The organism is Subtercola boreus (assembly GCF_003399625.1).
Lineage (GTDB): Bacteria > Actinomycetota > Actinomycetes > Actinomycetales > Microbacteriaceae > Subtercola > Subtercola boreus_C.
Window position 1 is genome coordinate 324,707 of sequence record NZ_NBXA01000026.1, and the last position, 24,643, is coordinate 349,349.

At 69.0% G+C, this 24,643-nt stretch carries 27 protein-coding genes; 12 read left to right on the forward strand and 15 right to left on the reverse strand.

The window, feature by feature from the left end:
- Nucleotides 1-9: 9 nt before the first annotated feature.
- Nucleotides 10-963: a 5'-3' exonuclease gene (locus B7R21_RS14980; RefSeq protein ID WP_172592195.1), complete on the reverse strand. Its 954-nt coding sequence runs from the start codon at nt 961-963 to the stop codon at nt 10-12.
- A gap of 93 nt (nt 964-1,056) precedes the next feature.
- Between B7R21_RS14980 and B7R21_RS14985 the strand changes: the two genes are divergently transcribed.
- The 3 genes from B7R21_RS14985 (at nt 1,057) to B7R21_RS14995 (ending at nt 4,064) form a co-directional block, all read left to right on the forward strand.
- The gene (locus B7R21_RS14985) at nt 1,057-2,088 is read left to right on the forward strand and encodes an LLM class flavin-dependent oxidoreductase (RefSeq protein WP_116284030.1); all 1,032 of its coding nucleotides are present in this window, start codon (nt 1,057-1,059) and stop codon (nt 2,086-2,088) included.
- A gap of 65 nt (nt 2,089-2,153) precedes the next feature.
- Entirely contained in the window at nt 2,154-2,546 is a 393-nt protein-coding gene (locus B7R21_RS14990; RefSeq protein ID WP_116284031.1) for a PPOX class F420-dependent oxidoreductase, read from the forward strand.
- Between the two features lie 102 nt (nt 2,547-2,648).
- Complete coding sequence (locus tag B7R21_RS14995; RefSeq protein ID WP_116284032.1) at nt 2,649-4,064, forward strand: alanine--tRNA ligase-related protein; 1,416 nt, start codon at nt 2,649-2,651, stop codon at nt 4,062-4,064.
- A gap of 124 nt (nt 4,065-4,188) precedes the next feature.
- Here the strand turns inward: B7R21_RS14995 and B7R21_RS15000 are convergent, their stop codons facing one another.
- Nucleotides 4,189-4,908 carry an enoyl-CoA hydratase/isomerase family protein gene (locus B7R21_RS15000; RefSeq protein ID WP_216364254.1) on the reverse strand — a complete coding sequence of 240 codons (720 nt, stop codon included), beginning with the start codon at nt 4,906-4,908 and terminating at the stop codon, nt 4,189-4,191.
- Between the two features lie 90 nt (nt 4,909-4,998).
- Entirely contained in the window at nt 4,999-5,976 is a 978-nt protein-coding gene (locus B7R21_RS15005) for an EamA family transporter (RefSeq protein ID WP_367379408.1), read from the reverse strand.
- Nucleotides 5,977-6,041: 65 nt separating this feature from the next.
- Between B7R21_RS15005 and B7R21_RS15010 the strand changes: the two genes are divergently transcribed.
- Nucleotides 6,042-6,593: a CGNR zinc finger domain-containing protein gene (locus B7R21_RS15010; protein ID WP_253259838.1), complete on the forward strand. Its 552-nt coding sequence runs from the start codon at nt 6,042-6,044 to the stop codon at nt 6,591-6,593.
- Between the two features lie 11 nt (nt 6,594-6,604).
- On the opposite strand, the gene B7R21_RS15015 is transcribed toward B7R21_RS15010, so the two are convergent.
- Nucleotides 6,605-7,012: a GntR family transcriptional regulator gene (locus B7R21_RS15015; RefSeq protein ID WP_116284282.1), complete on the reverse strand. Its 408-nt coding sequence runs from the start codon at nt 7,010-7,012 to the stop codon at nt 6,605-6,607.
- Here B7R21_RS15015 and B7R21_RS15020 point away from each other — a divergent pair.
- Nucleotides 7,011-7,808 carry an NADPH-dependent F420 reductase gene (locus tag B7R21_RS15020; RefSeq protein ID WP_437184192.1) on the forward strand — a complete coding sequence of 266 codons (798 nt, stop codon included), beginning with the start codon at nt 7,011-7,013 and terminating at the stop codon, nt 7,806-7,808. The two genes, B7R21_RS15015 and B7R21_RS15020, sit on opposite strands and share 2 nt — an antisense overlap.
- Before the next feature lie 10 nt (nt 7,809-7,818).
- Here the strand turns inward: B7R21_RS15020 and B7R21_RS15025 are convergent, their stop codons facing one another.
- Nucleotides 7,819-8,847 (reverse strand): DMT family transporter, encoded by a 1,029-nt coding sequence (locus B7R21_RS15025; RefSeq protein WP_116284283.1) that lies wholly within the window; start codon nt 8,845-8,847, stop codon nt 7,819-7,821.
- 70 nt (nt 8,848-8,917) lie between these two features.
- Here B7R21_RS15025 and B7R21_RS15030 point away from each other — a divergent pair, with 70 nt between their 5' ends.
- The 4 genes from B7R21_RS15030 (at nt 8,918) to B7R21_RS15045 (ending at nt 13,225) form a co-directional block, all read left to right on the forward strand.
- On the forward strand, nt 8,918-9,949 hold the full coding sequence (locus tag B7R21_RS15030; RefSeq protein ID WP_172592196.1) for a LysR family transcriptional regulator: 1,032 nt from the start codon (nt 8,918-8,920) through the stop codon (nt 9,947-9,949).
- Nucleotides 9,946-10,446: a gluconokinase gene (locus B7R21_RS15035; RefSeq protein WP_116284036.1), complete on the forward strand. Its 501-nt coding sequence runs from the start codon at nt 9,946-9,948 to the stop codon at nt 10,444-10,446. Before B7R21_RS15030 ends, B7R21_RS15035 begins: the two co-directional genes overlap by 4 nt.
- 120 nt (nt 10,447-10,566) lie before the next feature.
- Nucleotides 10,567-11,256, forward strand: a complete 690-nt coding sequence (locus B7R21_RS15040; RefSeq protein ID WP_116284037.1) for an SDR family NAD(P)-dependent oxidoreductase — start codon at nt 10,567-10,569, stop codon at nt 11,254-11,256.
- Between the two features lie 196 nt (nt 11,257-11,452).
- The gene (locus B7R21_RS15045) at nt 11,453-13,225 is read left to right on the forward strand and encodes an APC family permease (protein WP_116284038.1); all 1,773 of its coding nucleotides are present in this window, start codon (nt 11,453-11,455) and stop codon (nt 13,223-13,225) included.
- 177 nt (nt 13,226-13,402) lie between these two features.
- Here the strand turns inward: B7R21_RS15045 and B7R21_RS15050 are convergent, their stop codons facing one another.
- From B7R21_RS15050 to B7R21_RS15085, 8 genes are all read right to left on the reverse strand, one after another.
- Entirely contained in the window at nt 13,403-14,062 is a 660-nt protein-coding gene (locus tag B7R21_RS15050) for a hypothetical protein (protein ID WP_172592197.1), read from the reverse strand.
- Nucleotides 14,063-14,067: 5 nt separating this feature from the next.
- Nucleotides 14,068-14,658, reverse strand: a complete 591-nt coding sequence (locus B7R21_RS15055; protein WP_116284040.1) for a GNAT family N-acetyltransferase — start codon at nt 14,656-14,658, stop codon at nt 14,068-14,070.
- A 419-nt stretch (nt 14,659-15,077) separates the two neighbouring features.
- Nucleotides 15,078-16,136: a PLP-dependent cysteine synthase family protein gene (locus tag B7R21_RS15060; RefSeq protein WP_116284041.1), complete on the reverse strand. Its 1,059-nt coding sequence runs from the start codon at nt 16,134-16,136 to the stop codon at nt 15,078-15,080.
- Nucleotides 16,133-16,462, reverse strand: coding sequence for an LPXTG cell wall anchor domain-containing protein (locus B7R21_RS15065; RefSeq protein ID WP_116284042.1), 330 nt, complete (start codon nt 16,460-16,462; stop codon nt 16,133-16,135). The genes B7R21_RS15060 and B7R21_RS15065 overlap by 4 nt, the downstream gene beginning before the upstream one ends.
- Before the next feature lie 103 nt (nt 16,463-16,565).
- Complete coding sequence (locus tag B7R21_RS15070; protein WP_116284284.1) at nt 16,566-17,669, reverse strand: ABC transporter ATP-binding protein; 1,104 nt, start codon at nt 17,667-17,669, stop codon at nt 16,566-16,568.
- 74 nt (nt 17,670-17,743) lie between these two features.
- Nucleotides 17,744-18,613 (reverse strand): ABC transporter permease subunit, encoded by an 870-nt coding sequence (locus B7R21_RS15075; protein WP_253259839.1) that lies wholly within the window; start codon nt 18,611-18,613, stop codon nt 17,744-17,746.
- On the reverse strand, nt 18,601-19,446 hold the full coding sequence (locus tag B7R21_RS15080; protein ID WP_116284044.1) for an ABC transporter permease: 846 nt from the start codon (nt 19,444-19,446) through the stop codon (nt 18,601-18,603). Before B7R21_RS15080 ends, B7R21_RS15075 begins: the two co-directional genes overlap by 13 nt.
- Before the next feature lie 21 nt (nt 19,447-19,467).
- On the reverse strand, nt 19,468-20,574 hold the full coding sequence (locus B7R21_RS15085; RefSeq protein ID WP_172592227.1) for an ABC transporter substrate-binding protein: 1,107 nt from the start codon (nt 20,572-20,574) through the stop codon (nt 19,468-19,470).
- Nucleotides 20,575-20,813: 239 nt separating this feature from the next.
- Here B7R21_RS15085 and B7R21_RS15090 point away from each other — a divergent pair, with 239 nt between their 5' ends.
- The 3 genes from B7R21_RS15090 to B7R21_RS15100 all read left to right on the forward strand — a co-directional run bounded on the left by B7R21_RS15090 (nt 20,814) and on the right by B7R21_RS15100 (nt 22,615).
- Entirely contained in the window at nt 20,814-21,230 is a 417-nt protein-coding gene (locus B7R21_RS15090) for a VOC family protein (protein ID WP_116284046.1), read from the forward strand.
- Between the two features lie 62 nt (nt 21,231-21,292).
- Entirely contained in the window at nt 21,293-21,625 is a 333-nt protein-coding gene (locus B7R21_RS15095; protein ID WP_116284047.1) for a hypothetical protein, read from the forward strand.
- Nucleotides 21,626-21,634: 9 nt separating this feature from the next.
- A complete protein-coding gene (locus tag B7R21_RS15100) occupies nt 21,635-22,615 on the forward strand; it encodes a diacylglycerol/lipid kinase family protein (protein WP_116284048.1) in 981 nt (326 codons plus the stop codon).
- 60 nt (nt 22,616-22,675) lie between these two features.
- Here the strand turns inward: B7R21_RS15100 and B7R21_RS15105 are convergent, their stop codons facing one another.
- Both B7R21_RS15105 and B7R21_RS15110 read right to left on the reverse strand, forming a co-directional pair.
- Nucleotides 22,676-23,791, reverse strand: coding sequence for a hypothetical protein (locus B7R21_RS15105; protein WP_116284049.1), 1,116 nt, complete (start codon nt 23,789-23,791; stop codon nt 22,676-22,678).
- A gap of 24 nt (nt 23,792-23,815) precedes the next feature.
- A complete protein-coding gene (locus tag B7R21_RS15110; RefSeq protein ID WP_172592198.1) occupies nt 23,816-24,604 on the reverse strand; it encodes a GntR family transcriptional regulator in 789 nt (262 codons plus the stop codon).
- Nucleotides 24,605-24,643 lie beyond the last annotated feature (39 nt).

The window sequence follows — 24,643 nt, forward strand, 5'->3', positions numbered from 1 at the left end:
GCCGGGTCCTCAGTCCGGGCGGTTGAGCGAGTCCGGGCGGTTGAGCGCCCGGAGTGCGCGGTCAGACGAGCCGCCGATCCCCCACTTCGTCGAGAGGGCATGAATGGTCGAGAGCTGCTCGGAGGCGAAGGCGGAGCTCGAGCCTGGGGCGGTGCTGGAGTCGAGATCCAGGTTCCGCACGACCTCCACCACTCGCGGTGCCACCGCGAGATAGTCGCTCGCCGCAGCGAGCCTCGCCCGAACCGAAGCCGACAGTGCAGCAGCGGGATCGGCCGCCGCCGCAACGATGCCCGCGAGGTCGCCGTGTTCCGCGAGCAGGGTCGCGGCGGTCTTCTCTCCGATGCCCACGACGCCGGGCAGTCCGTCGGAAGCGTCACCCCGCATCACGGCGAAGTCGACGTACTGACGGGGCGAGATCCCATACTTCGACACGATCACCTCATCGGTGACGAGTTCGAGGCGGCTCATTCCGCGCGCCGTGTAGATGACGCGGACCTGGGCACGATCATCCACCAGCTGGAAGAGATCGCGATCACCGGTGACCACGTCGACCGGGCCTGTCGCCCGAGTCGCGAGAGTGCCGATCACGTCGTCGGCCTCGTGGTCGGTTGCCCCGACGATCGGGATGCCGAAGGCCGAGAGAACCTCCCTGATCAGAGGAATCTGCTGCGTCAGGTGCTCGGGGACCTCCTCGACGTCGACTCCCCCGGCGACCTCCTGCAGAACGCGGTGCTGTTTGTATGACGGAATCAGGCGCACCCGCCACGTGGGCCGCCACGCGTCGTCCCAACAGGCGACGACAGCGGTGGGCGAGAAGTCCGCCACCAGCTTGGCGATCATGTCGAGCAGGCCACGCACGGCGTTGACCGGGGAGCCGTCGGGCGCCCGAACCGTGTCCGGCACGCCGTGGAAGGCGCGGAAGTAGAGCGAAGCGGTGTCGAGGAGCATCAGTCGCCCAGTCATGAGCCGATCATCCCACGCCGGGCCGCCGCGCACCCGCTCGCGTACCAGGCCCAGCGGAGCGGTTTAGGCTTGAACCGCACCCAGGAGGAGCCGATGACCGACAGAAGCAGCAGCAACCGCCCGCTCGTGAAGCTCGGCTTCCTCACCATCGGGTTCTTCGACGAGCACGACCCGATCGGCGGCCACGAGAGCACCCTCCAGATCATCGAACTGGGTGAGCAGCTGGGCTTCGACAGCGCGTGGCTGCGGGATCGCCACCTGCAGTTCGGCATCTCGTCACCCCTAGCCGTGCTTGCCGCCGCGACACAGCGAACGAGCCGTATCGAGTTGGGCACCGCGGTCATCCCGCTCGGATTCGAGAACCCGTTCCGTCTCGCGGAAGACCTGGCGACCGTGGATGTGCTCAGCCGTGGGCGCCTGAATCCGGGTATCAGCGTGGGAGCGCCGACCCACTTCGAGGCCATTCGAGAGCACCTGTACCCCGATTCGTGGCAGAACGAGAACTTCAGTCACGAGCGGGCGGAGCGTCTGCTGGCGAACCTCCGCGGCGAAACGGTGAGCACCTTCACCGGAACCGAGGGCATCGAGGCCTACTCTTCGCGCATCCAGCCGTTCGCGGCGGGTCTTGCCGATCGCGTCTGGTTCGGCGCCGCCGGGCTCTCGTCGGCGGCCTGGGCAGGTGAGCACGCGCTCAACCTGCTGTCGAGCAGCGTGGTGCGAGCGGAGGAGGACGACGACTTCGCCCGCATCCAACGGGCACAGATCGACCTGTTCCGCTCGAGACATCCGCTCGGCGACGCAGCGCGCGCCTCCCAGGGACTCGTCGTCATCCCAACCGACAGCGCCAGCCCCGAGCAGGCCGCGAAGTACCGCGCGTACGCCGACGGCCGTTTCGAACGCACCCTCACCCCCCAGGGACCCGGTCGCATGCTGTTCGCCCCCGACATCGTCGGCAGTTCGACGGAGATCGCGGATGCCCTTCACGCGCATGCCGGGTTCCAGGCTGTCGACGAGGTGGTGTTCGCCCTGCCGTTCTCGTTCGAGCACGAGGACTACGTGCAGATCCTCACCGACATCGCGACGCGGCTGGCACCGCTGCTCGGCTGGGCTCCCGCCGGCGCCTGACGCCCGGTGGCCGATGCGGGGCCCGAGCCCGTGACAGCGTCGGGCGCTTCTGGCAGTCTGGGCGCATGACAGCTGAGATTCCCGCGGACTACGTCCGCCTGCTCGAAGACCCCAACTACGGCGCGCTCGGTACGGTTCGCCCCGACAACACCGTGCAGGTGAACCCGATGTGGTTCCTCTTCGATGGCGAGACGCTGCGCTTCACCCACACCACGAAGCGCGCGAAATACCGCAACCTCATGCAGAACCCCTCGATGAGCCTCGCGGTCATCGACCCGCAGAACCCGTTCCGCTACCTGGAGGTGCGCGGCCGGTTGTCCGAGGTCGTCCCCGACCCCACCGGCGCGTTCTATGTCGTGCTCGGCAAACGGTGTGGCAACCCCGAGCAGACGCCGCCGCCCGACTCGGCCGACCGCGTCGTCCTCGTGATGAGCATCGACCGAACGACCCAGCAGTAACGAGGCACCTGCCGACACCGGCAACGACCGAGCACCAGCGGAGCCGCCCACGCTCGGTACGAACATCCTGCAGCGCATCACGACTACATCACGGGGGACCCCATGGACGCACACGACATCCGAAACGCCTACCTGGCCTACCAACGCGACCGGGGGCACGTGCAGATCGCGCGCGCGAACCTCGTGCCGCGGGGCGACGGCAGCACGCTCTTCACGGGCAGCGGCATGCAGGCCCTGCTCCCCTATCTGCTCGGCGAGCACCACCCCGACGGGATCCGGCTGACCGACAGCCAGCCGTGCCTCCGCGCCCAGGACATCGAGGAGGTCGGCGACAACCGCCACACCACGTTCTTCGAGATGCTCGGCAACTGGAGCCTCGGCGACTACTTCAAAGAGCACCAGATCCGCGCGTTCTTCACCTTCCTGGTGGATGTCGTCGGACTCGACCCGACGAAACTCGCAGTGAGCTGCTTCATCGGTGACGACCAGTACGGCATCCCGCGCGACGACGAGGCCGCCGCGATCTGGCAGGCCGTCTTCGCCGAACGCGGAATCGAGGCGGGTATCGCCGTCGTGGGCAGCCAGGCCGACGGGGATGCCCGTGGGGTCGAACCCGGCGAGAAGATCTTCTTCTACGATTCCGGCGAGAACTGGTGGAGCCGCGGCGGAAGCCTGCTCGGCACCCCGCTCGGCGACCCCTGCGGGCCCGACAGCGAGGTCTTCTACGACTTCGGCCCCGACCACCACGACGCGAGCTTCGGCAAGGCGCACCCGGCGAGCGACAGCGGCCAGTTCATGGAGATCGGCAACCAGGTCTTCATGCAGTACCGCCGCGAGCAGAACGGCTCCTTCACCCCGCTCGACCAGCGGAACGTCGACTTCGGTGGGGGTTTGGAGCGCATCGCCGCCGCAGCCCTGGACACACCCGATGTGTATCGCATCAGCCTGCTGTGGCCGATTGTCCAGACGCTCGAGCGCCTGTCGGGCGCCTCGTACGAGGCCGATCCTAAGCCGTTCCGCATCATCGCCGACCACCTGCGGGGTGCCGTCTTCCTCGCGGTCGACGGCGTGCGGCCCTCCAACAAGGAGCAGGGTTACGTGATGCGCCGACTGCTTCGGCGCGCCATCCGCACCGCCTACTCGATCGATCTGCGCGACACGTTCTTCGAGGGTGTGGTCGGCCAGATCGCCGACCTCTATGAGAACGACTACCCCGAGATCCGAACGTCGCGCGAGGAGATCGTGGCGGTGTTGCTGCGGGAGGAGAAGTCGTTCCGGCGCACCCTCGAGGCAGGTCTCCGGATGATCGGGGGGTTCTCCGGGCGCACTCTGACGGGCGAAGACATCTTCCGGCTCTCCGACACCAACGGTTTTCCGAGGGAACTCAGCATCGAAGAGGCCGAGCGACTCGGCATCCCCGTCGAGGAGCGCTGGGCGGAGGGCTACGACGCAGCACTCCGGGTGCAGCAGGAGCGTTCGCGGGGCGCTTCGCACCTCGGCGCGGCCGACCCCGCTTAGCGCCGCCACCACGCCCGGGAGGAGGTGGGGCGATCCTCCGCCGTATTCGCGTCGGTTGGGCTGAGCTCCTCCCGAACGAGCGGTCCCTTGCCTATCCCGGCGGGCGGAGCGCGGCGCGGCGGCGTCAGTCCGCGAAGAGGCCGCCGAGCGCGGTGTTCGCGGGGTCGTTCCGGAGCGCGTCGAGGGCGCGGGCGTACACGCCCCGCTTGATCGCGCGGAGGGTGGCCGCGTCCTTGCCGACGAGCGAGGCGGCCAGCGCAATAGCGCGGTCGGTGACGGCGTCGGCCGGGGCGATCTCATCGACGATGCCGGCTCGGAGGGCATCCGGAGCCGTGTACCGCGTTCCGAACAGCATCGCGTCACGGGCCGCCTGCGGGGTGAGCTTTCCCGCAACGAGGTCGGCCATGCCCGGCGTGAATGGCACGGTGATGTCGATCTCGGGAAAGCACAGGAAGCCGCGATCCTCCCGCATGATGCGGTAGTCGTGGGCGATCGCGAGCATGGCGCCGGCCGCGTAGCAGTGACCCTGGATCGCGGCGACGGTCGGCAGGCTCGACTCGAGGGCGCGGGCGAAGAGTTCGTGTACGTCGCCGAGGAGAGCGGCCGCTTCGGCGCGATGGGTGGTGATCCAGTCGAGGTCGAGGCCGTTGGAGAAGAACTTGCCGGTGCCCGAGGTCACGAGAGCAGCGGGGCCGGGCGCGGACTCCGCCTCGTCGAGCAGCCTGAGGTAGTCCCCCACCCAGCCCGGATTGAAGCGGTTCTCGGTCTCGTCGAGGCGGATGACGAACACCTCGCCGATGCGTTCGAGCTTCATGGCATTCCCCTTGTCGACGGTGTCCGTCATGCAACCGTAGCGGCTGCCTTCGGCTCGCGGATGCCCGGCTGCACCATCTCACCGCACCCTCCTTCGCGGCCCGCGACCCCGCGAGCCCGGTTACGCCTTGGCGAACTGCTCGGCGTCGAACTGCGGGTCGGAGGCGCCGGGCGCGAGCGGTTCCGCCGCCTGCTTCTCGGAGCGCACGAATCCGATGCCGACCAGAATGAGCGCGCCGCCGATCAGCTGCCCCACCGAGAGGGCTTCGCCGAGCAGGAGCCAGGCGTAGAACGTGGCGGCGACCACCTCGAGCAACCCGACGAACGACGCCAGGCGGGAGCCGAGCATCCCACTCGCCGCAATGCTCGTCGCGTAGGCGATCGCGGTGCTGATGACGCCGACGATGAGCAGCGGAATCCACCAGGGCGCTTCACCGCCGAGCAGGCCGACCTGGCCGAAGGTGGCCGTGAACGGCACGGCGCCGGTGAGACCGACCGCCCCGAGCACGACTCCGCCGAGGAGCAGCCCGAATCCGGCGAGCGCCACTGCGGGCAGGCCGTCAGCGGGTCGGGCGGCGATCACGTAGTAGAGGGCGCAGCCGACCATGGCGATGAGGGCGAAGATGATCCCCAGGGCATCCATCGGCCCGCCGCCGCCCGGCGAGACCACGAGTACGAGACCGACCAGCGCGATCACCGATCCGATGAGAACGACAACCTTGGGCCGGCGGCGGGTGATGACCCAGACGCTCGCGACCAGGAGCAGGGGCGCCATGTACTCGACCAGGATGCCCGTGCCGACCGGAATGCGCTGGATGGCCGCGAAGTAGACCAACTGGGTGCCGGCGACGCCCACCAGTGCCATCGCGAGTACCCGCCAGCGGCCGCGCCAGAGCGCCGACCAGCGTCCGCGAAGTGAGAGGAGAGCGAAGGGAAGGAGAACGATTCCGCCGATCAGGGCACGCACGGTCACGGCGGCGGCCGGGCTCCAGCCCGCCTCGAGCAGCGGTTTGATGAAAGCCCCGGATGCTCCGAATGTGGCCGCGGCGAGGATCGCGACAGCGAGCCCCTTCGACATCGACGTCTTCGCCATGCTCATCCTCACCGCTCTTCTCGCTCACACCCTCTTCATGACGCTAGTGTTGCTCACAGTAAGGAGTCAAATTGCATTTTGCCCCTGACACCGAAGACACTCTGAGCTTCGCGGTCGACGTCATGAACACTGTCGCTGGCGCGACGAAGAGCGGCCTCGACGAGCTCGCAACACCCCTCCAGCTCGGCACCATCCTGACCTCCTGGCAGTACACCGGCCGCATCGACCTCGACGACCTCGAGCTCGCGGAGGTGCGCGCCACACGCGCCAGGCTCCGCCGGGTCTGGATGCTCGCCCGCACCGACGCGGTCACAGAAGTGAACGCGATGCTCTCCGACGCGCGCGCACTCCCGCAGCTCGTGCGGCACGACACGCTCGACTGGCACCTGCACGCCACGGACCCCGAGGCGCCCCTGGCCGAGCGAATCCGGGTGGAGGTCGCACTGGCTCTCGTCGACGTGATCCGCTCGAACGAGAACGGGCGGCTGCGGGCGTGCGCTGCCGACGATTGCGATGGGCTGCTGCTCGACCTGTCGCGGAACGGTTCGAAGCGCTTCTGCAGCGTGCGCTGCGGCAACCGGATGAACATGGTGGCGTTCCGCGGGCGCGCCGCCGACGCGTAGCGCCCCGGGACTCACGCGCGGAACGCGCTCCGTACGAGGTCGAGCGCCTCGTCGGCGTCGAAGCCCAGGTGCCGGGCCCTCTGGGCGAAGGCGAGGGCCGCCGCGTGGCCCTCGCGCATCCGCGGGTCGCCCGATGCAGCCACGAAGGATCCGCTGCGGCCCCGGGTCTCGATGATGCCGTCCGCCTCGAGTTCGCGGTAGCTCCGCGCCACGGTGTTCACGGCCACCCCGAGCTCCTCGGCGAGGGCGCGCACCGTGGGGAGCTTGGATCCGGGAACCAGGATGCCCGACTGCACAGCCTCGGCGACCTGGCGTCGCACCTGCTCGAACGGCGGCTCCGAACCGGACGCATCGAGGCGCACCGCGAACCCGCCCCGCCCACCCGACTCTGCACCCGAAGGCCCGCCCGACTCTGCCATGCCGACACGGTACCGCACCGCCGCCGGCGTGCACCGACACCCCGGCGGGCACCGACCCCCCGGCCGGCACCCAGAGAAGTCCGGGGGCGCCTGGCTGGAGGGTCGAACGGGAATAGCCACACACCCCCGTGCTGTTACTTCTCACATGACAACAATCGGAATCATCGGAGCAGGACACATCGGCAGCCAGGTCGCACGCGCGGCGATCGCGGCAGGCTACGACATCGTGATCAGCAACTCGCGCGGTCCGGAGACGCTCGCCGACCTCGTGGCCGACCTCGGCCCGAAGGCCCGCGCCTCCACCGCCGCGGAAGCCGCCGAGGCCGGCGACTTCGCCGTCGTGACGGTTCCACTGAAGGCCTACGAGTCCGTGCCCGTCGCACCGCTCGCCGGCAAGATCGTGATCGACACGAACAACTACTACTTCGAACGCGACGGCCGCATCGCCGCCCTCGACAACGGCCTCGACACCGTCTCCAGCATGCTGCAGCGGCACCTGTCCGACAGCAAGGTCGCCAAGGGGTTCAACCACATCAAGTCGGATGACATCACCACCGACGGCACACCGGCCGGCACCGAGAACCGCCGTGCACTCGCGACCGCAAGCGATTTCGAGGAGGCCGCCGAGCTCGTGACGAACCTCTACGACGAGCTCGGCTTCGACACCGTGAACGTCGGCCCGCTCTCGGAGAGCTGGCGGGTCGAGCGCGACCAGCCCGCGTACGTGGTGCGCCAGAACAGGCACGAGCTGGTCGAGAACCTGACCAAGGGCGTGCGCGCGACCGCGACGGCCTGATCCGTTCGGATCACGCTTCGACTGGCGGGTGCCCCGGTGACGGGGTGCCCGCCTTCTGCGTCGGCAACGGCTCCGGATGCCCACCAGCACTCCCCGCGCGCGGCACCGGATGACCAACCGCATTCCCCGCTCGCGGCTCCGGATGCACGTCCGCACTGCCCTCGCGCGGCACCGGATGCCCGGCGCGCCCACCCCGGCTCACGGCCACCACCCCCACTATGACGATCACCCCGCCGGCCATCTCGACCACCGTCGGCACCTCGCCGAGCCAGAGGTACGCGATCAGCACCGCGACCGGCGGCACGAGGTAAAGCAGCGACGTCGACGTGACGACGGGGAGCCGCGCCACGGCGTAGCCCCACAGCACGAACCCGAGCGCCGACGGGAAGACACCGAGGTACCCGGCCGCTAGCCATGCCCCCGGTGCCGCCGAGCTGAGTTGCTGCCAGCCGAGGGGAACGAAGGGCAGCGTCATGATGGTTCCGGCGACCATCGCGTAGGTCGCGACCTCGAGCCCGGAATAGCGGCGCAGCAGCGGCTTGGTGAGCGGGTGGTAGATGCCCTGCACGAGCATGGCGCCCACGACGATCCAGACCGATGCCGAGAGGCTGACCCCCGCCCGCGAGAGGCAGACCAGCAGAACGCCGGCCAGGGCGATCGCGCTGCCGATCATCCGGAGCGCCGTCAACCGTTCTCCGAACAGCACGGCTGCCAGCGCCGCCGAGACGAGGGGCGCGGCCACCACGATGATGCTGGCGGTTCCCGCGGGAACCGTGTGCTCGCCGGCGTTCAGCAGCAGTTGGTACGCGGTCATCCCGAAGAATGCGCTGGCGACGATCAGGGGAAGGTCGCGCCGAAGGGGCAGCCGGACCGCCATCAGCGGCGCCACGACCAGCAACACGGCGGCGGCGATCACGAGACGCGCGGCCGAGAGTCCCACCACTCCGAGCTCGGGGGTAGCGACCTGGATGGCGGGGAAGGCGCTCGCCCAGAGAACGACCACCGCCAGCCCCGCACCCACCACCTTCGCTGCTGTCATGATCCGATTCTGCTCGACCGCATCACTCAGCACCATTTACTTTTCGTTCACTCAATCGTAATGATTGATGATGCTCGATGTCAGAAAGCTCCGGATGCTCGCAGAACTCGACGAGCGAGGCACGATCGCGGCCGTCGCAGACGCCCTGCACCTGACCGCGCCCGGCATCTCGATGCAGCTCGCGGCGCTCGAACGGGACGTCGGCGTGCAGCTGACCGAGCGGCACGGACGACGAATCCTGGTGACCCCCGCCGGACGGGTGCTGGCCCGGCACGCTCGCGACATCGGCGACCTGCTCGCCGTGGCCGAGATGGAGGCCTCAGCGCTCCGGGAGGGCTCCCGCGGAACGTACCGGATCGGCGCGTTCCCGACGGCGGCCCGCAGCTATGTCGCCGAGGCATGGCGCGCGCTGGCCGAGGCGGCCGAGCCGGCCAAGCCCACGAAGAGGGCCGAGCCGGCCGAGCCGGGCATCCAGCTCCGCCTCACCGAGAGTGAACCGTCGATCTCCCTGCCCGCGCTGGCGGCCGGGGAGGTGGAGCTTGCGGTGACGCACTCGTACTCGAACATGCCGCCGCTCACGTCTGAGGGCCTCATCAGCACGCCGCTCGGCAGCGAACACGTCGTGCTTGCTTTGCGCTCAGACGACCGGATGCTCGGGGGAACCGAACCGGACGCCACCGCAACGTCAGCAGCACCAACACCCGCCACAGCACCAGCCCCCGTCGACCTCGCCGCCTTCGCCCGGCACGACTGGGTTCTCCCGCACCGCGAATGGTCCTGCCGCGAAATGGTGGAACGCGCCTGCGGCATCGCCGGTTTCGAACCGCGGGCCGTCGCCTGGGCCACCGACTTCAGCGTGCAACTCTCGCTCGTCGCATCCGTCGGAGCCGTCGCCCTCATCCCCCGCCTCGGCGTCGCCGCCCTGCCGCCGGGGGTGGTGATCCGGGAGCTCGACACCCCCGTGCTCCGACACCATTTCGCGGTCATCCGCCGCGCAGCATCCGCCGACCGGGGTCTTCGCCGGGTGCGAACGCAGCTGGAACGAACGGCATCCACCCGGCTCGAGCCGGTAGGGTTTCAGCCCATGGGAGACTCCGAATGACGCCGCTCATCGTTGTCGCGGGCGTGTCGGGCGCCGGCAAGTCGACCATCGGTCTCGCCGTCGCAGAGCAGCTCGGTATCCCGTTCGCCGACGCCGATTCCCTGCACTCGGCCGAGAACGTCGCCAAGATGGCCGGCGGCACACCGCTCACCGACGAGGATCGCGCACCGTGGCTCGTGCGCATCGGGGTAGAACTGCAGCAGGGCCGCAACGACGGCCTCGTGCTGGCGTGCTCCGCCCTTCGCCGCCGTTACCGCGACACCATCAGGGAGGCCGCTCCCGACACCTTCTTCGTCACTCTGACCGGCTCGCGCAGCCTGCTCGAGAAACGCCTTGGCGCCCGCACGAACCACTTCATGTCGGCCGCTCTCCTGGATTCCCAGCTCGCCGCCTTCGAGCCTCTGGACCCGGATGAACGGGGCATCAGCCTCTCGATCGACGCCGACGTGCCGACCCTCGTTGCCCAGACCGTTGCGGCTGCCACGGCGTCGCGGTAACCACACGCACCGGCGGCAGCAACCGTCCATCATTCCACGGCAACCCACGCCCGAGCGGCGGCAACCGGCGCCCTCCGCAAGGGGTGCCGCCATCCCAGCGCGCGCGGCTACGCTCGGGGCATGACGAACCTCGAAGGTGCAGTGGTGCTGGTGCTCGGAGCGTCGGGCGGACTCGGCGGCAGGATCGCGAGCCGCCTGTCGGATGCGGGCGCGACCGTGGTGCGCGCCGCGCGCAACCCCGCGACGCTGGCCGGTCCCGATGCCTTCCTGGCCGACCTGCGGGCGCCCGAATCGGCGGATTCCCTGCTGCTGGCCGCCGCTGCCGCCCATCCCGAGCACCTCGATGGCATCGTGATCGCAGCGGGCGCCGTGGCGTTCGGGCCCGTCGGCGATCTCGACGACGAGACCCTCGATGCGCTCTTCGCGGTGAACACGACAGCGCCGATCCGGCTGATCCGCAGTGCACTCCCGCGGCTGGCGGAATCCGCCGCCGCCGACCGCAAGCCGTTCGTCGTGACGATCAGCGGCATCGTCGCCGAGTCCCCCACGGCCGGCATGGCGGCCTACTCCGCCTCGAAGGCCGGTCTGGCCGCCTTCGTGCAGGCGGCGTCCCGGGAGCTCCGGCGGGCGGGCGTGCGGGTTCTGGATGCCAGGCCCGGGCACACCGAGACCGAACTGTCGCGGCATCCGCTCGCCGGCACCGCGCCCGCGTTTCCCGCAGGCCTCGACCCCGACGCTGTCGCAGACCGGATCGTGCAGGCGATCGTCGCCGACGAGAAGGATCTGCCGAGTTCGGCCTTCCAGGCGTAGGGAATCCTCGGCGCACCGCGCCGGTTCTGTGCACTTTTCCCAGACGACGCTTTCCGGCCGTGATGGATCCGGTTGCCACCGATTCCGAAGCGTTTTGACACGCAGACCTCCGAAGACTGGCGCGAAGGTGCCTGCGGGCACTACTGTCTGTCTATCCCGGTGACACCGGTGAACCGCCAAAAGAGAGTGGTGCCCGATGACAACAGCCCCCGCACGAGGCAGCACCGATGTCGAGAGCAAGGGGCTGAAGGGTGGCGCCCTCGGTCTCGTCGGCAGCGTGGTGGTGGGCGTCGCCTCGACCGCCCCGGCCTATTCGCTGGCCGCGAGTCTCGGTTTCATCGTCGCCTCCGGAGGTTCACTGCTCGCCGGAGTGAAGTCTCCCGGAATCATCCTGCTGGCCTTCGTGCCGATGTACTTCATCGCCGTCGCCTACCAGGAACTCAACAAGGCCGAACCCGACTGCGGCACCACCTTCACCTGGGCCTCGCGGGCGTTCGGACCGAAGACAGGATGGATGGGCGGCTGGGGCATCATCGCCGCCGACGTGATCGTCATGGCGAACCTCGCGCAGATCGCGGGGTCGTACTCGTTCACCCTGGTCGGCAAGCTCTTCAACGACGACGCGATCAGCGCCCTCTCCGGTGATGTGTTCTGGTCCACGGTGGCGGGTCTCGCCTGGATCGCCATCATGACCTACATCTGCTACCGCGGTATCGAGGTCTCCGCCCGGCTCCAATATGCTCTTCTCGGCATAGAGGTCGTGATCCTCGTCGTCTTCGCCGTGTTCGCGCTGGTGAAGGTCTACACCGGCACCGCCGAGAGCTACTCCCTGACTCCGGATATCTCGTGGTTCCTGCCGTTCGACCTCGACTTCAGTACGGTGATCGCCCCGGCCATCCTCACCGCCGTCTTCATCTACTGGGGTTGGGACACCGCCGTCTCCATCAACGAGGAGAGCGACGACCCGGGCCGCACCCCCGGTCGCGCCGCCATCATCTCGACCCTGCTGCTGCTCGTGACCTACGCCCTGGTAGCCGTCGCCACCATCGCCTTCGCCGGTGTGGGAACCGACGGGGTGGGCCTCGGAAACCCTGAGAACGCCAGCGACGTCTTCAGCGCGATCGGCCCCGACCTGTTCGGCGACTCGGCATTCGGCGGCATCATGCTGGCGCTGCTCTACATCTCGATCCTGACGTCGGCGTCGGCGTCGACGCAGACCACGATCCTGCCGACGGCCCGAACCGCGCTCTCGATGGCTGTCTACAAAGCGGTTCCCGAGAGCTTCGCGAAGATCCACCCGAAGTTCCTCACCCCGACCTGGTCGACGGTCGGCATGGGCATCATCTCGGCCGCGTTCTACCTGCTGTTCACCCTCATCTCACCCACGCTGCTGAGTGCGCTGATCGGATCGGTCGGGCTTCTGATCGCGTTCTACTACGGCCTCACGGGTTTCGCCTGCGTCTGGTACTACCGCCGCACGCTCACGGCGACGTTCCGCGACTTCATGATGCGCGGGGTGATACCGCTGCTCGGCGGGCTCATGCTCACAGCCGTCTTCGTCTTCGGCCTCATCCAGTACGCGCTGCCCGACTGGCTGACCGACGAGAACGACGAGAACGTGACGATCTTCGGCATCGGTGCGGTTGCGGTCGTCGGCGTGGGATCTCTCGTGCTGGGCGTCATCCTGATGCTGATCATGCGCTGGCGGAGCCCCGCCTTCTTCAAGGGCCAGACGCTCGAGCGCCGGAGCGACCTGATCCTGGCCGGCGAGCACTACCCGGTGGGCATCCGGCTGCCCGACTCGGAGGAGACCACGGTGATCGCCCGCGACCTGTCGAACCTTCCCACCGGGCTCATCGCGGTCGACCTCGAAACGGGAAAGCGGTTCCAGAAGAAGAAGCGGGGCGCGCCCGACACCACGGATGCTCCGGATGCTCCGGATGCTCCCTCCGGCGACTCCACTCCGTAGGCTCTCCTCGATCGTGCTGCGTCTGCCGCCCGCGTTACGCGGCACCGAGGGGCAGCGCGATTGCGATGCCCGCATACCTGGCGGGGGCCGATCGCGTCACTCACCTCGGAGAGCGCCGTCGCAGACCTCCGCACAGCGTGACTCACCCGCCGTTCCGGGCAGGAATGCCGTCGGCGTTCACCAGGTGCCGGGCGGCGAAGCGATGACCGGCACCGGTGTGTACGACCAGTGTGCCCCGTTCGCGTAGTGGCTCGACGCCCACGGTGACGCCCAGATGGCGCTCTCGATCTGGGCCGTCGGAGCCGAGGCGGCGAACCCGGCGACGATCGCCGAATAGCCGCCCACGCTGTGCAGGGCCTCCGCGCAGTTCGCCGCCGCGGTGACCAGGGTGTCGTAGCTGCCGAAGCCGCTGCCGCCGCCCGAGCCCCAGCCGTTGTTCAGCGGATTGTTGCGGTTCCACCAGTCGGGTGGACCGTTCTCCTGCCGCATCCAGCGCATCATCACGGTCACGTTCGACTCGGTCATCGGGAACCCGGCGAGAAACAGCACGAGCGTGGCCCAGTCCTTGTTGGTGCTTCCGGCGGAGAGAGTCTTCACCCCCGCCGTGGCCGAATAGTCGTCGCGGGTCACCGTCACCCCTGCCGCATCCCCGGGAACCGTCACGATCTGCAGCGACCCCTGGGCGCTGGTCTGCACGTAGCCGTAGGCGTCGCTCGAACCCGGAGCCTGCGGAGGGGGCGCGAGCGAGACCAGGGCGACGAGAGCGAAGGCCGACACACCGGCGGCGACGGCGAGCAGGCGGGTCACCCGTCGGCCGTGCAGGTGGGCGGCTGTCACGGCCCTCACGCCGGGCGCTCGTCGAGGAGCTCACCGAGGCGCTCGTCGAGGCCGCGGCGCACGTCCGGCCACTCCGCCTCGAGCACCGAGAAGTAGGCCGTGTCGCCGCGGCTGCCGTCGGGCGAGGAACGGTGCGAGCGGAGCACCCCTTCCGGCACCGCTCCGAGACGCTGGATGGCGGCGGCGCTCCGCGTGTTGCGCGCATCGCAGCGAAGCGCCACCCTCGCGACACCGAGCTCGTCGAACGCGTGGCCGAAGAGCAGGCGTTTAGCCGCGGGATTGGTGCGTCCGCCCCAGAACTCCCGGCCGTACCAGGTGCTGCCGACCTCGATGCGTCGCTGCGCAGCCGAGTACTCGTAGAAGCTCGTGGTGCCGCGCACGGTTCCGTCGTCGCCGAGCAGCACGAAGGCGAATGTGCCGGGCGCCTGGAGCTGGGCGTCGATGTGTGCGGCGTAGGCGTCGGCATCCAGGGGCCGTGGTGACGTCATCCCCGCCCAGAGCGCGTCGTCGGTGAGGGCCTGCAGCGCCTCGGCGTGCGCCGTCGTCACCGGTTCGAGCCGGATGCCGTACCCCGCCAGGTGGATCTCGTGCCGCACGTCATCGCCCTCTCGTCGCTCTGCTCCCAGCGTACGCGCGCCTCCTTCCTTCCCCGTCCCACCGCCGCCGCCGCCGCCCGCTGCGGTCGCAGCCAACGGCCATCGACTGGGGAGTTGCGGTCGGTTCGGGGATGGCTTACCGACCGGAACTCCCCAGTCGATGAAGCGGAGGGGCGGGGCGGGCGGCGGCGGGGCGGGCGGCCGCGCCGCCGCATCACCGCAGTCGCACGCTTCCGCGCACGTTTGTCGCTTCCGCGCCTGCGCGCGCACGCGCGAAGGCGACAAATGGGCGCGATTCCCTGGCGACGCGGGGTCAGCGCGGCGCGCGGGGGCACGGATGACGCCGCTCGGCGAGCGCGTCAGCGAGCGCGTCAGCGAGCGCGTCAGCGAGCGCGTCAGCGAGCGCGTCAGCGAGCGCGTCAGCGGGCGAGGCGCTCGCGGAGCGCCTCGAGGGGCGGTGCCACGTCGAAGCCCTGCGCCGCCACCCAGCCCGCGTCGTAGTACGTGTCCGAGTAGCGGTCGCCGCCGTCGCAGAGCAGCGTGACGATGCTGCCGGTCTCGCCGCGCGCCACCATGTCCCGGGCCAGGTCGAGCGCCACCACGAGGTTCGTGCCCGTCGAGGGGCCGGGCGCCCGGCCGAGCACGTCGGAGACCACGGTCATCGCGGCGATGGACGTCGCATCCGGCACCGTCTGCACCCAGTCGATCACCGACGGCAGGAACGAGAGCTCCACGCGCGGCCGCCCGATGCCCTCGATGCGGGAGCCTCGCCCCGTGACATCCGTTCGCCCGGTTCGCCACGCCTCCTCGAAGACCGACCCCTCGGGGTCGCCGACCGCCACGCGCGTGGCGACTCCGGCGTACCGGGCGTAGCGGGCGATGGTCGCTGTGGTGCCGCCGGTGCCGGCGCCCGAGACGATCCAGGTGGGCTCGGGATGCCGCTCCCCCGCCATCTGCTCGAAGATCGAACAGGCGATGTTGTTGTTCCCGCGCCAGTCGGTCGCGACGGCTGCGTTCGTGAACTGGTCGAGGTAGTAGCCGCTCGACTCCCGCGCGATGCGCTCGGCCTCGGCGTACACCTCGCCGGCTGTCGCAACCAGCACGCATCGGCCGCCATAGCCCTCGATCAGCTCGATCTTGCGGCGGCTGGTCGAGGCCGCCATCACGGCCACGAAGTCGAGCCCGAGCATCCGGGCGAAGTAGGCCTCAGACACGGCGGTCGAGCCACTGGATGCCTCGACCACCGTCGTGCCCGCACCGATCCGCCCGCCGACGAGGCCGTAGATGAACAGCGACTTGGCGAGGCGGTGCTTGAGGGAGCCCGTCGGATGCGACGACTCGTCTTTGAAGTACAGGTCGACGCCCCAATCGGCCGGTACGGGGAAGCGCAGCAGGTGCGTGTCGGCGCTCCGGGTGCTGTCGGCTTTCAGCTCGCGAATGGCCTCGGTGATCCAGCGGCGGTCGGGTGCGATGGTCACGGTGGATCCTCCGGCTGTCTGGTGCGGGGTGCTGCGTTCGGCAGTGCGGTGTGCGAGATACGCGTTGCGACGCACGACAGCCAGTATCCCAGCAGGGCGGCCCTCGCCGGGTCGGGGGACTGACGCCGCGAGTGCCGCACTCGCCGGCGAGCGGCCACGATGCCCAGCGCGCCGAGGAACGCGAGCAGAGCCGCGAGGAGCGCCCAAGGCTCCGCATCGCTGCCCGTGGCGGCGAGCTGTCCGCCCGCTGCGCTGCCCGCCGGCAGCACGACGGGCTGCGCGGGCGCGCAGGCTGAGACAAGCGACCCGCGGGCAGTGGCGTGCACCCCCCGATGGGTGAACCCCGCGGCGGGCTCCCGTCATGGGACCCGAATCGCGCCACCGCGACCCGGTTGGGACAGTTCGGGTCTTTTCGCGGAGGCGGAGGGGTCAGGCCGCGGGCGTGGCCGACACGCAGGCGCCGCCGAAGCGCAGGTGCACCTGCTCGCCCGTGGCGGGTCGCACGCCCACCCCGTGCTGCACGTCGACGAGAACCCCGTCGGGCAGACGCACGGTGGAGCGGCGGATCGAGCCGAGGAAGCTGGTCGAGACGACCGTGCCCACGAGCACCGGAGCGGGGCCGGTCAGGGCGGGAGTGCCACTGAGCGGATCCGCCGCCACAGCCGAGGTGCCCGGCGACACGATCTCGAGGTCCTCGGGCCGCACGTACACCGTCACCGGTCCCGGCGCCACCGTCGGGTCGAGCAGGGGCAGCTCGACCCCGTACACGAGGGCGTAGCCGCCCGACGCCACCCCGGGCAGGCGGTTGCTGAGACCCACGAACTCCGACACGAATGTCGTCGCGGGCTGGGTGTAGAGACTCTCGGGGGTGCCGATCTGCTCGATCGTGCCGGCGCGCATCACGGCGACCCGGTCGGCCACCGCCAGCGCCTCCTCCTGGTCGTGCGTCACGAACAGGGTGGTGATTCCGAGTTCGGTCTGAATGCGCCGGATCTCGTCCCGCAGCTGCACCCGCACCTTGGCGTCGAGCGCCGAGAGCGGCTCGTCGAGCAGCAGCACGCGCGGCCGCGTCACGAGCGCGCGGGCGAGCGCGACCCTCTGCTGCTGCCCGCCGGACAGCTGGTGGGCGTAGCGATCGCCGAAGCCGCCCAGGCCGACCATCTCGAGGGCTTCGAGCGCCCGCGTGCGGCGGAGAGTCGCGGGAACCTTGCGCATCCGGAGCCCGAATTCGACATTCCGCGCGGCGTCGAGATGAGGGAACAGGGAATACGACTGGAAGACCATGCCGAGGTCACGCCGGTTCGTCGGCTGGTCGGTCACGTCGACCCCGCCGATCGCGACGCCGCCGCTCGTGACGCTCTCGAGCCCGGCCACCGAGCGGAGGGCCGTGGTCTTGCCGCAGCCCGAGGGGCCGAGCAGCGCCACGAATTCGCCCGGACGCACGTGCAGGTTCAGCGAGTCCAGGGCGAGCGTGCCGGTGCCGTAGTCCTTCACCACGTCGATGAGCTCGACGGATGCGCCTCCGCTCGGCACTGGCCCAGCTGAGGCGGCGGTGGTGGCAGCGGCGGCGCCGGCGTGAGCGGATGAAGCGACAGAGGTCACGGGTGTCAATTCTTTCTTCGGCCGACGCCGACGGTGCTGAGCCTGCCGATGAGCAGCAGGAGGACAAAAGCGAAGCCGAGCGCGAGCAGCGAGAAGATGACCGCGACGTACGGGTCGCTCTTCGAGATCAGCACCAGCGCCGTCTGGAGGTTGACGCGATTGAGCAGCGACGCGATCGTGAATTCCCCGAGCACCACAGCGACCGAGATGAAGGCCGCCGCGAGCATCCCGCGCCGCAGGTTCGGCAGGATGACCCGGAAGAGCACCGTGGCCCAGCCCGCCCCGAGCGACCGCGCGGCCTCACTGAGCGTGATGACGTCGACCGTTCCGAGGTTCGCCTGGATGGCGCGGTACGCATACGGCAGCACGGTCACCCCGTAGGCGAAGCCGAGCGACCAGATCGAGCTGCCGGTGACCTTCACGACCACGCTGTACACGGGAACCAGGCCGACGACCAGCACGATCGCCGGCACGGTGATGGGCACGATGCAGACGAACTCCAGCACGCGCCGCAGCCGCGGAAAGCTCAGCTCGACGAGCACCATGGTGGGCAACAGCAGAACGAGCACCAGCAGCACGGTCACGACGACCAGCACACCGGAGTTGCCGAGCGCCGTCACGAGCGGCGCGTACTTCGTGTTGACAGCCGGGTCGGTGAGACCCGTCCAGTGGCTGAGAGTGTACGAACCGCTCAACCCGTCGCGGAAGGTGAACTGGATCATCGCCACGATCGGGATCGCGAACACGAGCCCGACGAGGCTCAGGATGATCGTGCGGGTCAGCCGCGAGGGCGCCGCCCCCACCCGTGGTGCGCCCGTGCGGGCCCGTGGTGCGGTACCACGGGCATCCACCCGCGCCCCGCTCATCGCTGCCACCTCGCCGTGCGCGACTGCAGCAGCGAATAGCCGAACATGAGCACGACCATCACCACGATCATCCCGAACGCCAGAGCGCCCGCCATGTTCGCGCGCCCGAGCACCGTCTCGCTGATCAGCGCCGACCGGATCTGCAGCGGAACGATCTGCGAACCCTGGCTGATCAGCGCGGCGGCCGTCGCATACGACGAGAACGCGTTGGCGAACAGCAGCAGCAGGCTGCCGAGGAACGACGGCAGGAGGATCGGGCCGGCGATCCGCACCCAGTAGGTGAACCGGCTGCCGCCCAGGCTGGAGTTGGCCTCGGCCCACTGCGGCTTCAGGCCCTCGAGCGCGGGCATGAACGTGATGACCATGAGCGGCACCTGGAAGTAGAGGTAGGGAAGCAGCAGGCCAGGCACCTGGTAGAGCCAGACGCCGTCGCCGTAGATGTCGAATCCGGCATCCTTCAGCCAGACCGTGATGACGCCCTGCACGCCGATCGTCGCGATGAACGCGAAGGCGAGCATCACCCCGCCGAACTGCGCGAGCACGCTGGAGGCCGAATTGACGGTTGATCGGAGCGGCCCGTCAGGCCTGGTGCCGAGCAGGGCGTAGCAGACGAGTGCTCCGACCACGGCCCCGATCACGGCGGTGACGCCTGAGACCCAGAACGAGCTGAGAAAGGTCTGCAGGATCTGGGGGGAGAAGAGCGCACCCACGTTGTCGAGGGTGAACGCCCCCGCCTTGTCGAAGAAGCCCGTCGTGATCGCCAGCACCGAGGGGATCGCAAGGAACAGCAGAACGTACAGCGCGAACGGTGTGAGGCCGAGAACGGCGAGCTTCTTCGTCATGGTGTGGAGGCGTTCCTCTGCTTACTGGATCGCCGCGGCCCAGTTGGTCGACAGAAGAGCGGCGGCAGCGGTGCTCTGGTCGGAGGTCGGCGAGACGAAGGTGTCGGGCATCTTGCCGACCGCGGCCTCAGCTGCGGCATCCACCGTGCCAGCCGTCGTCATCGAGCTGAGCAGCACCGGGAACGCTCCCGCTGCGAGGTACAGGTTCTGAGCATCCGGGCTGTAGAGGAACTCCTGCCAGAGGCGGGCGGCCGCGGGATGCGGGGCGTCCTTGCTGATCGCCTGGTTGTAGTAGCTGCCGTAGGCCGTGCCGGGCAGAATCGTGGTCTTCCAGCCCGGGGTCGCCGCTGCGGCCGCGAGGTTGTTGTAGCTCCAGTCGAAGACGACCGCGGTCTCGCCCGAGGCGATCGTGGCCGGCGTCGGGTCGACCGTGAGAAAGTTGCCGGCCTTGTTCAACTTCTGGAAGAAGTCGATCCCGGGCTGGAAGTCGTCGAGCGTTCCACCCGACTGCACAGCGGCGAGTCCGACAGCGGCGAAGGCTGCGCCGGCCTGGGTCGGGTCGCCGTTGATCGCGACCTTGCCCTTGTAGTCGGCACCGAGCAGGTCGTCGAGCTTCGCCGGGGCGGTCTTGATGACGTTCGAGTTGTAGCCGATCGACATGAGACCGGTGTAGTCGTTGACCCAGAGGCCGGTCGACTCCTTGTTCTCGTCGGGGATGTCGCCCCAGGCGGACACCTTGTAGGGAGCGAACTTGTCGGTGTTGGCGAGCGCGACCGCCGGGCCGACATCCACCACATCGGGTGCGGTGTCCTGGCCGGCGAGGCTTGTGATCGCGGTGATCTCCTCGGCGCTGGATGCATCGGGGCTCGCCGAATTCACGGTGATCCCGTACTTCGCCTTGAAGGCCTCGATGATCTTGCCGTAGTTGGCCCAGTCGTCGGGGAGGGCGATGACGTTGAGCGATCCCTCGGCCTTGGCCGCGGCGGCGAGCCCGTCGAGGTCGCCGAACGCCGAGGCGCTGGTGGCGGTCTTGGCGTCGACGGCAGAGGCAGAACCGCCGGTGGTCGAGGCGGTCGAGGAGCAGGCGGTCAGCGCGAGGGCAGCGACCGCGAGTGCGGCGATTCCCATCGTGCTGCGACGAAAAGTGAACAAGATTCCTCCGGTACATCGCTGGTGGTGCCCGCGTGGGAGTGCAGGCTGCTGGGCCACCGGGGCGACATCCACACGTTAGGAGGAGGGCGCGTACGGGCCGCAGAGCGCTCGGAGACAGCAGGTGAAGAACGCCTTAACGGATGCCCCCGCGACGACCGACGCGGACCCGACCGTTCCCGTTGCGACCATGCGCATTCGGGGGCAGGGTGTTCGTCATGTCCTCCTTCATTTCGCACACCACCGTCGACTGCACCGACGCCTACGCCCTCTCGACCTGGTGGAAGGCCACGCTCGGCTACACCGACCTCGCCGACGACCCCAACGGGCCGGGAGACGAGGAGTGCATGATCCGCGATCCCGAGTCGGGCCAGATGCTTCTCTTCGTCGAGACACCCGACGCCGTCGAGACGAAACAGCGTGCCGGCAAGAACCGGATCCACTTCGACCTCCGACCTCGTCACCTCCCGCAGCAGGAGGAGGTCGACGCCCTGGTGAGCCGGGGCGCTTCGGTTGTCGCCGATCTTCGCGGAAAGTACGGGCCGGGCACCGGATGGGTCGTGCTCGCCGATCCCGAAGACAACGAGTTCTGCGTGCTGCGGTCCGAGGCCGAACGAGCGGAGGCGGGGGCCTAGGGCATCTGCACCCATGGCGCAAGCCTCGGGGCAGATACCGTTCGTGGGGTACAAAAGAGTGCATGGACAGAATCCACTATTCGGGCGATTCGATCCTGACAGGATCGGAGATCGCCAGGGCGCTGCTCGACTACGCCGGGGCCCTTGCGGCCAGCACTGGGTCGGAGACCGTCGTCATCCCGTGCCTGCACGACAATGGCACCATCGGCAGCGTGCGACTGCTGGTCGGCCCGGCGAGCCAGATCATCTCGGCGTCCGAGTACAGCGAGCACGCCGAGCTGGTCGACGACGCCCTGGTGGCCGAGTTCGACCGGCACACCGCCCGCCTGCGGAGCACCAATGTGGCGGGCCCCGCAGATCCGATTGCCTACACTGAAGAATTCGACGACCTCTAGGAGACCCGCGTGCCCGACGCCACCCCCGCCGCCACCCGAGTAGCCGCTGTTGTCTACAACCCGATCAAGGTCGATGTCGACCTGCTGAAGACGATCGTGGCCGCCGAATCCTCCGCTGCAGGCTGGGGCGAGTCGCTCTTCTTCGAGACCACCGTCGAGGATGTGGGCCAGGATGCCACGAAGAAAGCTCTCGAGGCGGGTGTCGACCTCGTGCTCGCAGCGGGCGGCGACGGCACCGTCCGTGCGGTGACGGAAGCCCTGCGGGGCAGCGGAGTCGCGCTCGCACTCCTGCCGTCGGGCACCGGCAACCTCCTCGCCCGCAACCTGGATCTCACCCTGAACGATCTCGAGCACTCCGTGCATACCGCCTTCACGGGCACGAACCGGTCGATCGACCTCGGAGTGATCGACATCGAGAGGCAGGGCGGCAAACGGGACAGGCACGTCTTCGTTGTGATGGCCGGCATGGGCATCGACGCGAAGATGATCCAGAACACCGACGACGACCTCAAGGCGAAAGCCGGCTGGGCGGCGTACGTCCGTGCCATCGTGACCTCGCTCCGCGACCCCGAAGAGCTGCACCTTCGATTCCGGAAGGATGACGGGCCGGTGGTGCGGGAGAAGGCGAACACGCTCATCATCGGCAACTGCGGGTCACTGCCGGCGAACATCCTGCTCATGCCCGACGCTGTCGTCGACGACGGCTCGCTCGACCTCCTCGTCATGCGGCCGGGCGGCGTGCTCGGCTGGCTCCGCATCTGGACGAAGGTCGCCTGGGTCAACGGTGTGGTGCGTCGCACGAAGCTCGGCCGGACTCTCGTCGGCGAGCACCGCAACGACCACGAACTCGAGTACAGCACCGTGAAGAAGTTCACGGCCCGCCTGTCCCGGCCCGAGGAGATCGAGCTCGACGGCGACGCTTTCGGTCGTGCCACGGCCTTCAACGCCTGGGTGGAACCGAGCGCGCTCGACGTGCGGGTGCCCGCCTAGTTTCGACCGCCGATCGTGTCGAGCTCCCCCCGGGCATCCTCCGGGAGCACCACACAGCCGCTATGCGTGCGTCTGCGCTGCCACCACGAACAGAACCGCCGGGCCACCGAGCAGCACGATGAGACCCGCGGCCTGCGTGATCCGCCGCCATACGGTCGCTCGCGTCTGGATGCGCTGGACCTGCTCGCCGGCGCCGCTCGTGCCACGGGGGCCGCCGTACCGCGAAGCCGAGCGCGTGACCTTCCGGCCGACCGTGTTCATCACATCGGCCACCGCCTGCCACCAGCTCGGATCGATGAGCACGTCGAAGTAACCCCGCGTGTAGAGGTAGAGCCGGTCATCCACGATCTCGACGTCGAAACGGGAGGCGTTGTCGATCAGGAGGGCCATCACATCGGGCGTCAGAACGTAGAGCGCCTCCTGCTGGGCTCCTTCGCGGGCGTAGGTGTCGAAATGTCTGTCGAAGTCGCCCTCGAGTCGCACCCGTTCACCGCCAGCGACGGAGAACGGCATAGCGGCCCCGCTGCGCTGCGAATGCAGCCAGATGTTCGGCATCGACCGCGGAAGCGGGATCTCCGCGAAGACCCAGTCCTGGGTTCTCGCCCGTTCGGAGAAAAGAAAGTACTGCACGTGCCCAACGCGCACACGCGGGCTGTCTGACACCAGGAGCGGCGCAACGACGACGGCCCGGCCTCCGGGAGGAGCGAACATCGTGCCGGGGAAACCCGGCACCGAGGTGCCGGCCGCCCGCACGCTCGCGACGGAGGCTTCCCACTCGAGCTTCACGCGCATCCGATTGGCGCGCGCGAACCGGCGGAGCAGGAACAGCCCGGTCAGCTGATAGTCGAGCCGCCGGTACGGCAGGAGCCCCACGATCGGAGCGACCACGAGCGCGACGCCCGCGAACAGCAGGAACAACACCACGAAGCGGGACCTGGATGTCGGCAGGAACGAATCGGCCTGGAAGACCCGGAGCCCCAGCAGCACCAGCGTGTTGAGTGCGAAACCGACCACAAGCGTGGCCGCGGCGAGAAACGTGACGCTGGTTCGTAGACGCTTCTGCCAGAGCGCCGGGTTGTCAGCCGCCCAGTACCGCTCGATCTCCTTCGCCGGCGGGAGACGCTCCAGCCCGGTCGTGTCGAAGACGGCGAGATCGGGAACTGCTGCAGGAGCCATCCGCTCAGCCTAAATCCACATCGCTCACGCCGAGGGACGCCCTCGCCCCGCCGTATGCCGGATCTCGAGCGGCCCTGCCTCTGGGCGCAGGATGATCTTGGCCAGGTAGAGCGGCCGGGAGCTCAGATGCACCGTCTGAGTCACGATCAGAACAGGCGAGGTGGGGCGCATCCCCAGCAGCCTCGCGCGAACCACCCCCGGCGTGCCCACGCTCAGCTCTGAGCGGCCAGCGCCCAGGGCCGGCCCGAGCTCGGCCGTCAGGGCGCCGAGGCAGGTGAGCTCCCGATCGAGGTTCTCGACGGTGCGCTCTACCTGTGCGCCGAAAGCGCGGAGGTTCCCGCCTGCCGGCAGATGCTCCTGCACCAGGGCGAGCGGATCTCCGTTGCTCGACAGCAGGGTCTCGATGAACAGGCTCGGCGACGTGGGCGCGGTGCCGAGGCCTTCGGCGATGAACGACGCCGATTCCTGCTGCAGCGTCACCTCGGTGCGGCTGAGCGAGAGGTCAGGAAACCGGTCGGCCAGGATCTGCTCCATCGGGCGCAGCCGCTCGAAGCCGACGGGCGGCTGGGCGGCAGCGACGACACGGCCGATCCCCCGACGGGATCGAAGGAGCCCGTCCTCTTCGAGCAGCAGGAGTGCTTCCCGCACGACGGTGCGGCTGACCTCCATCGCGTCGCCGAGTTCGCTCTCGCTCGGGAGCAGCGATTCCGGTGGCAGGGCACCCGAACGCACGGCGCCCGCGATGCGGTCGTAGACCTCCACGCGAAGCGGTACTCCCGGCCGCGGAGTGATGGGGCCCCTCAGAACTTTCACGTGGCCATCCAATCATATGTATGTGTCAGACTGACCTGT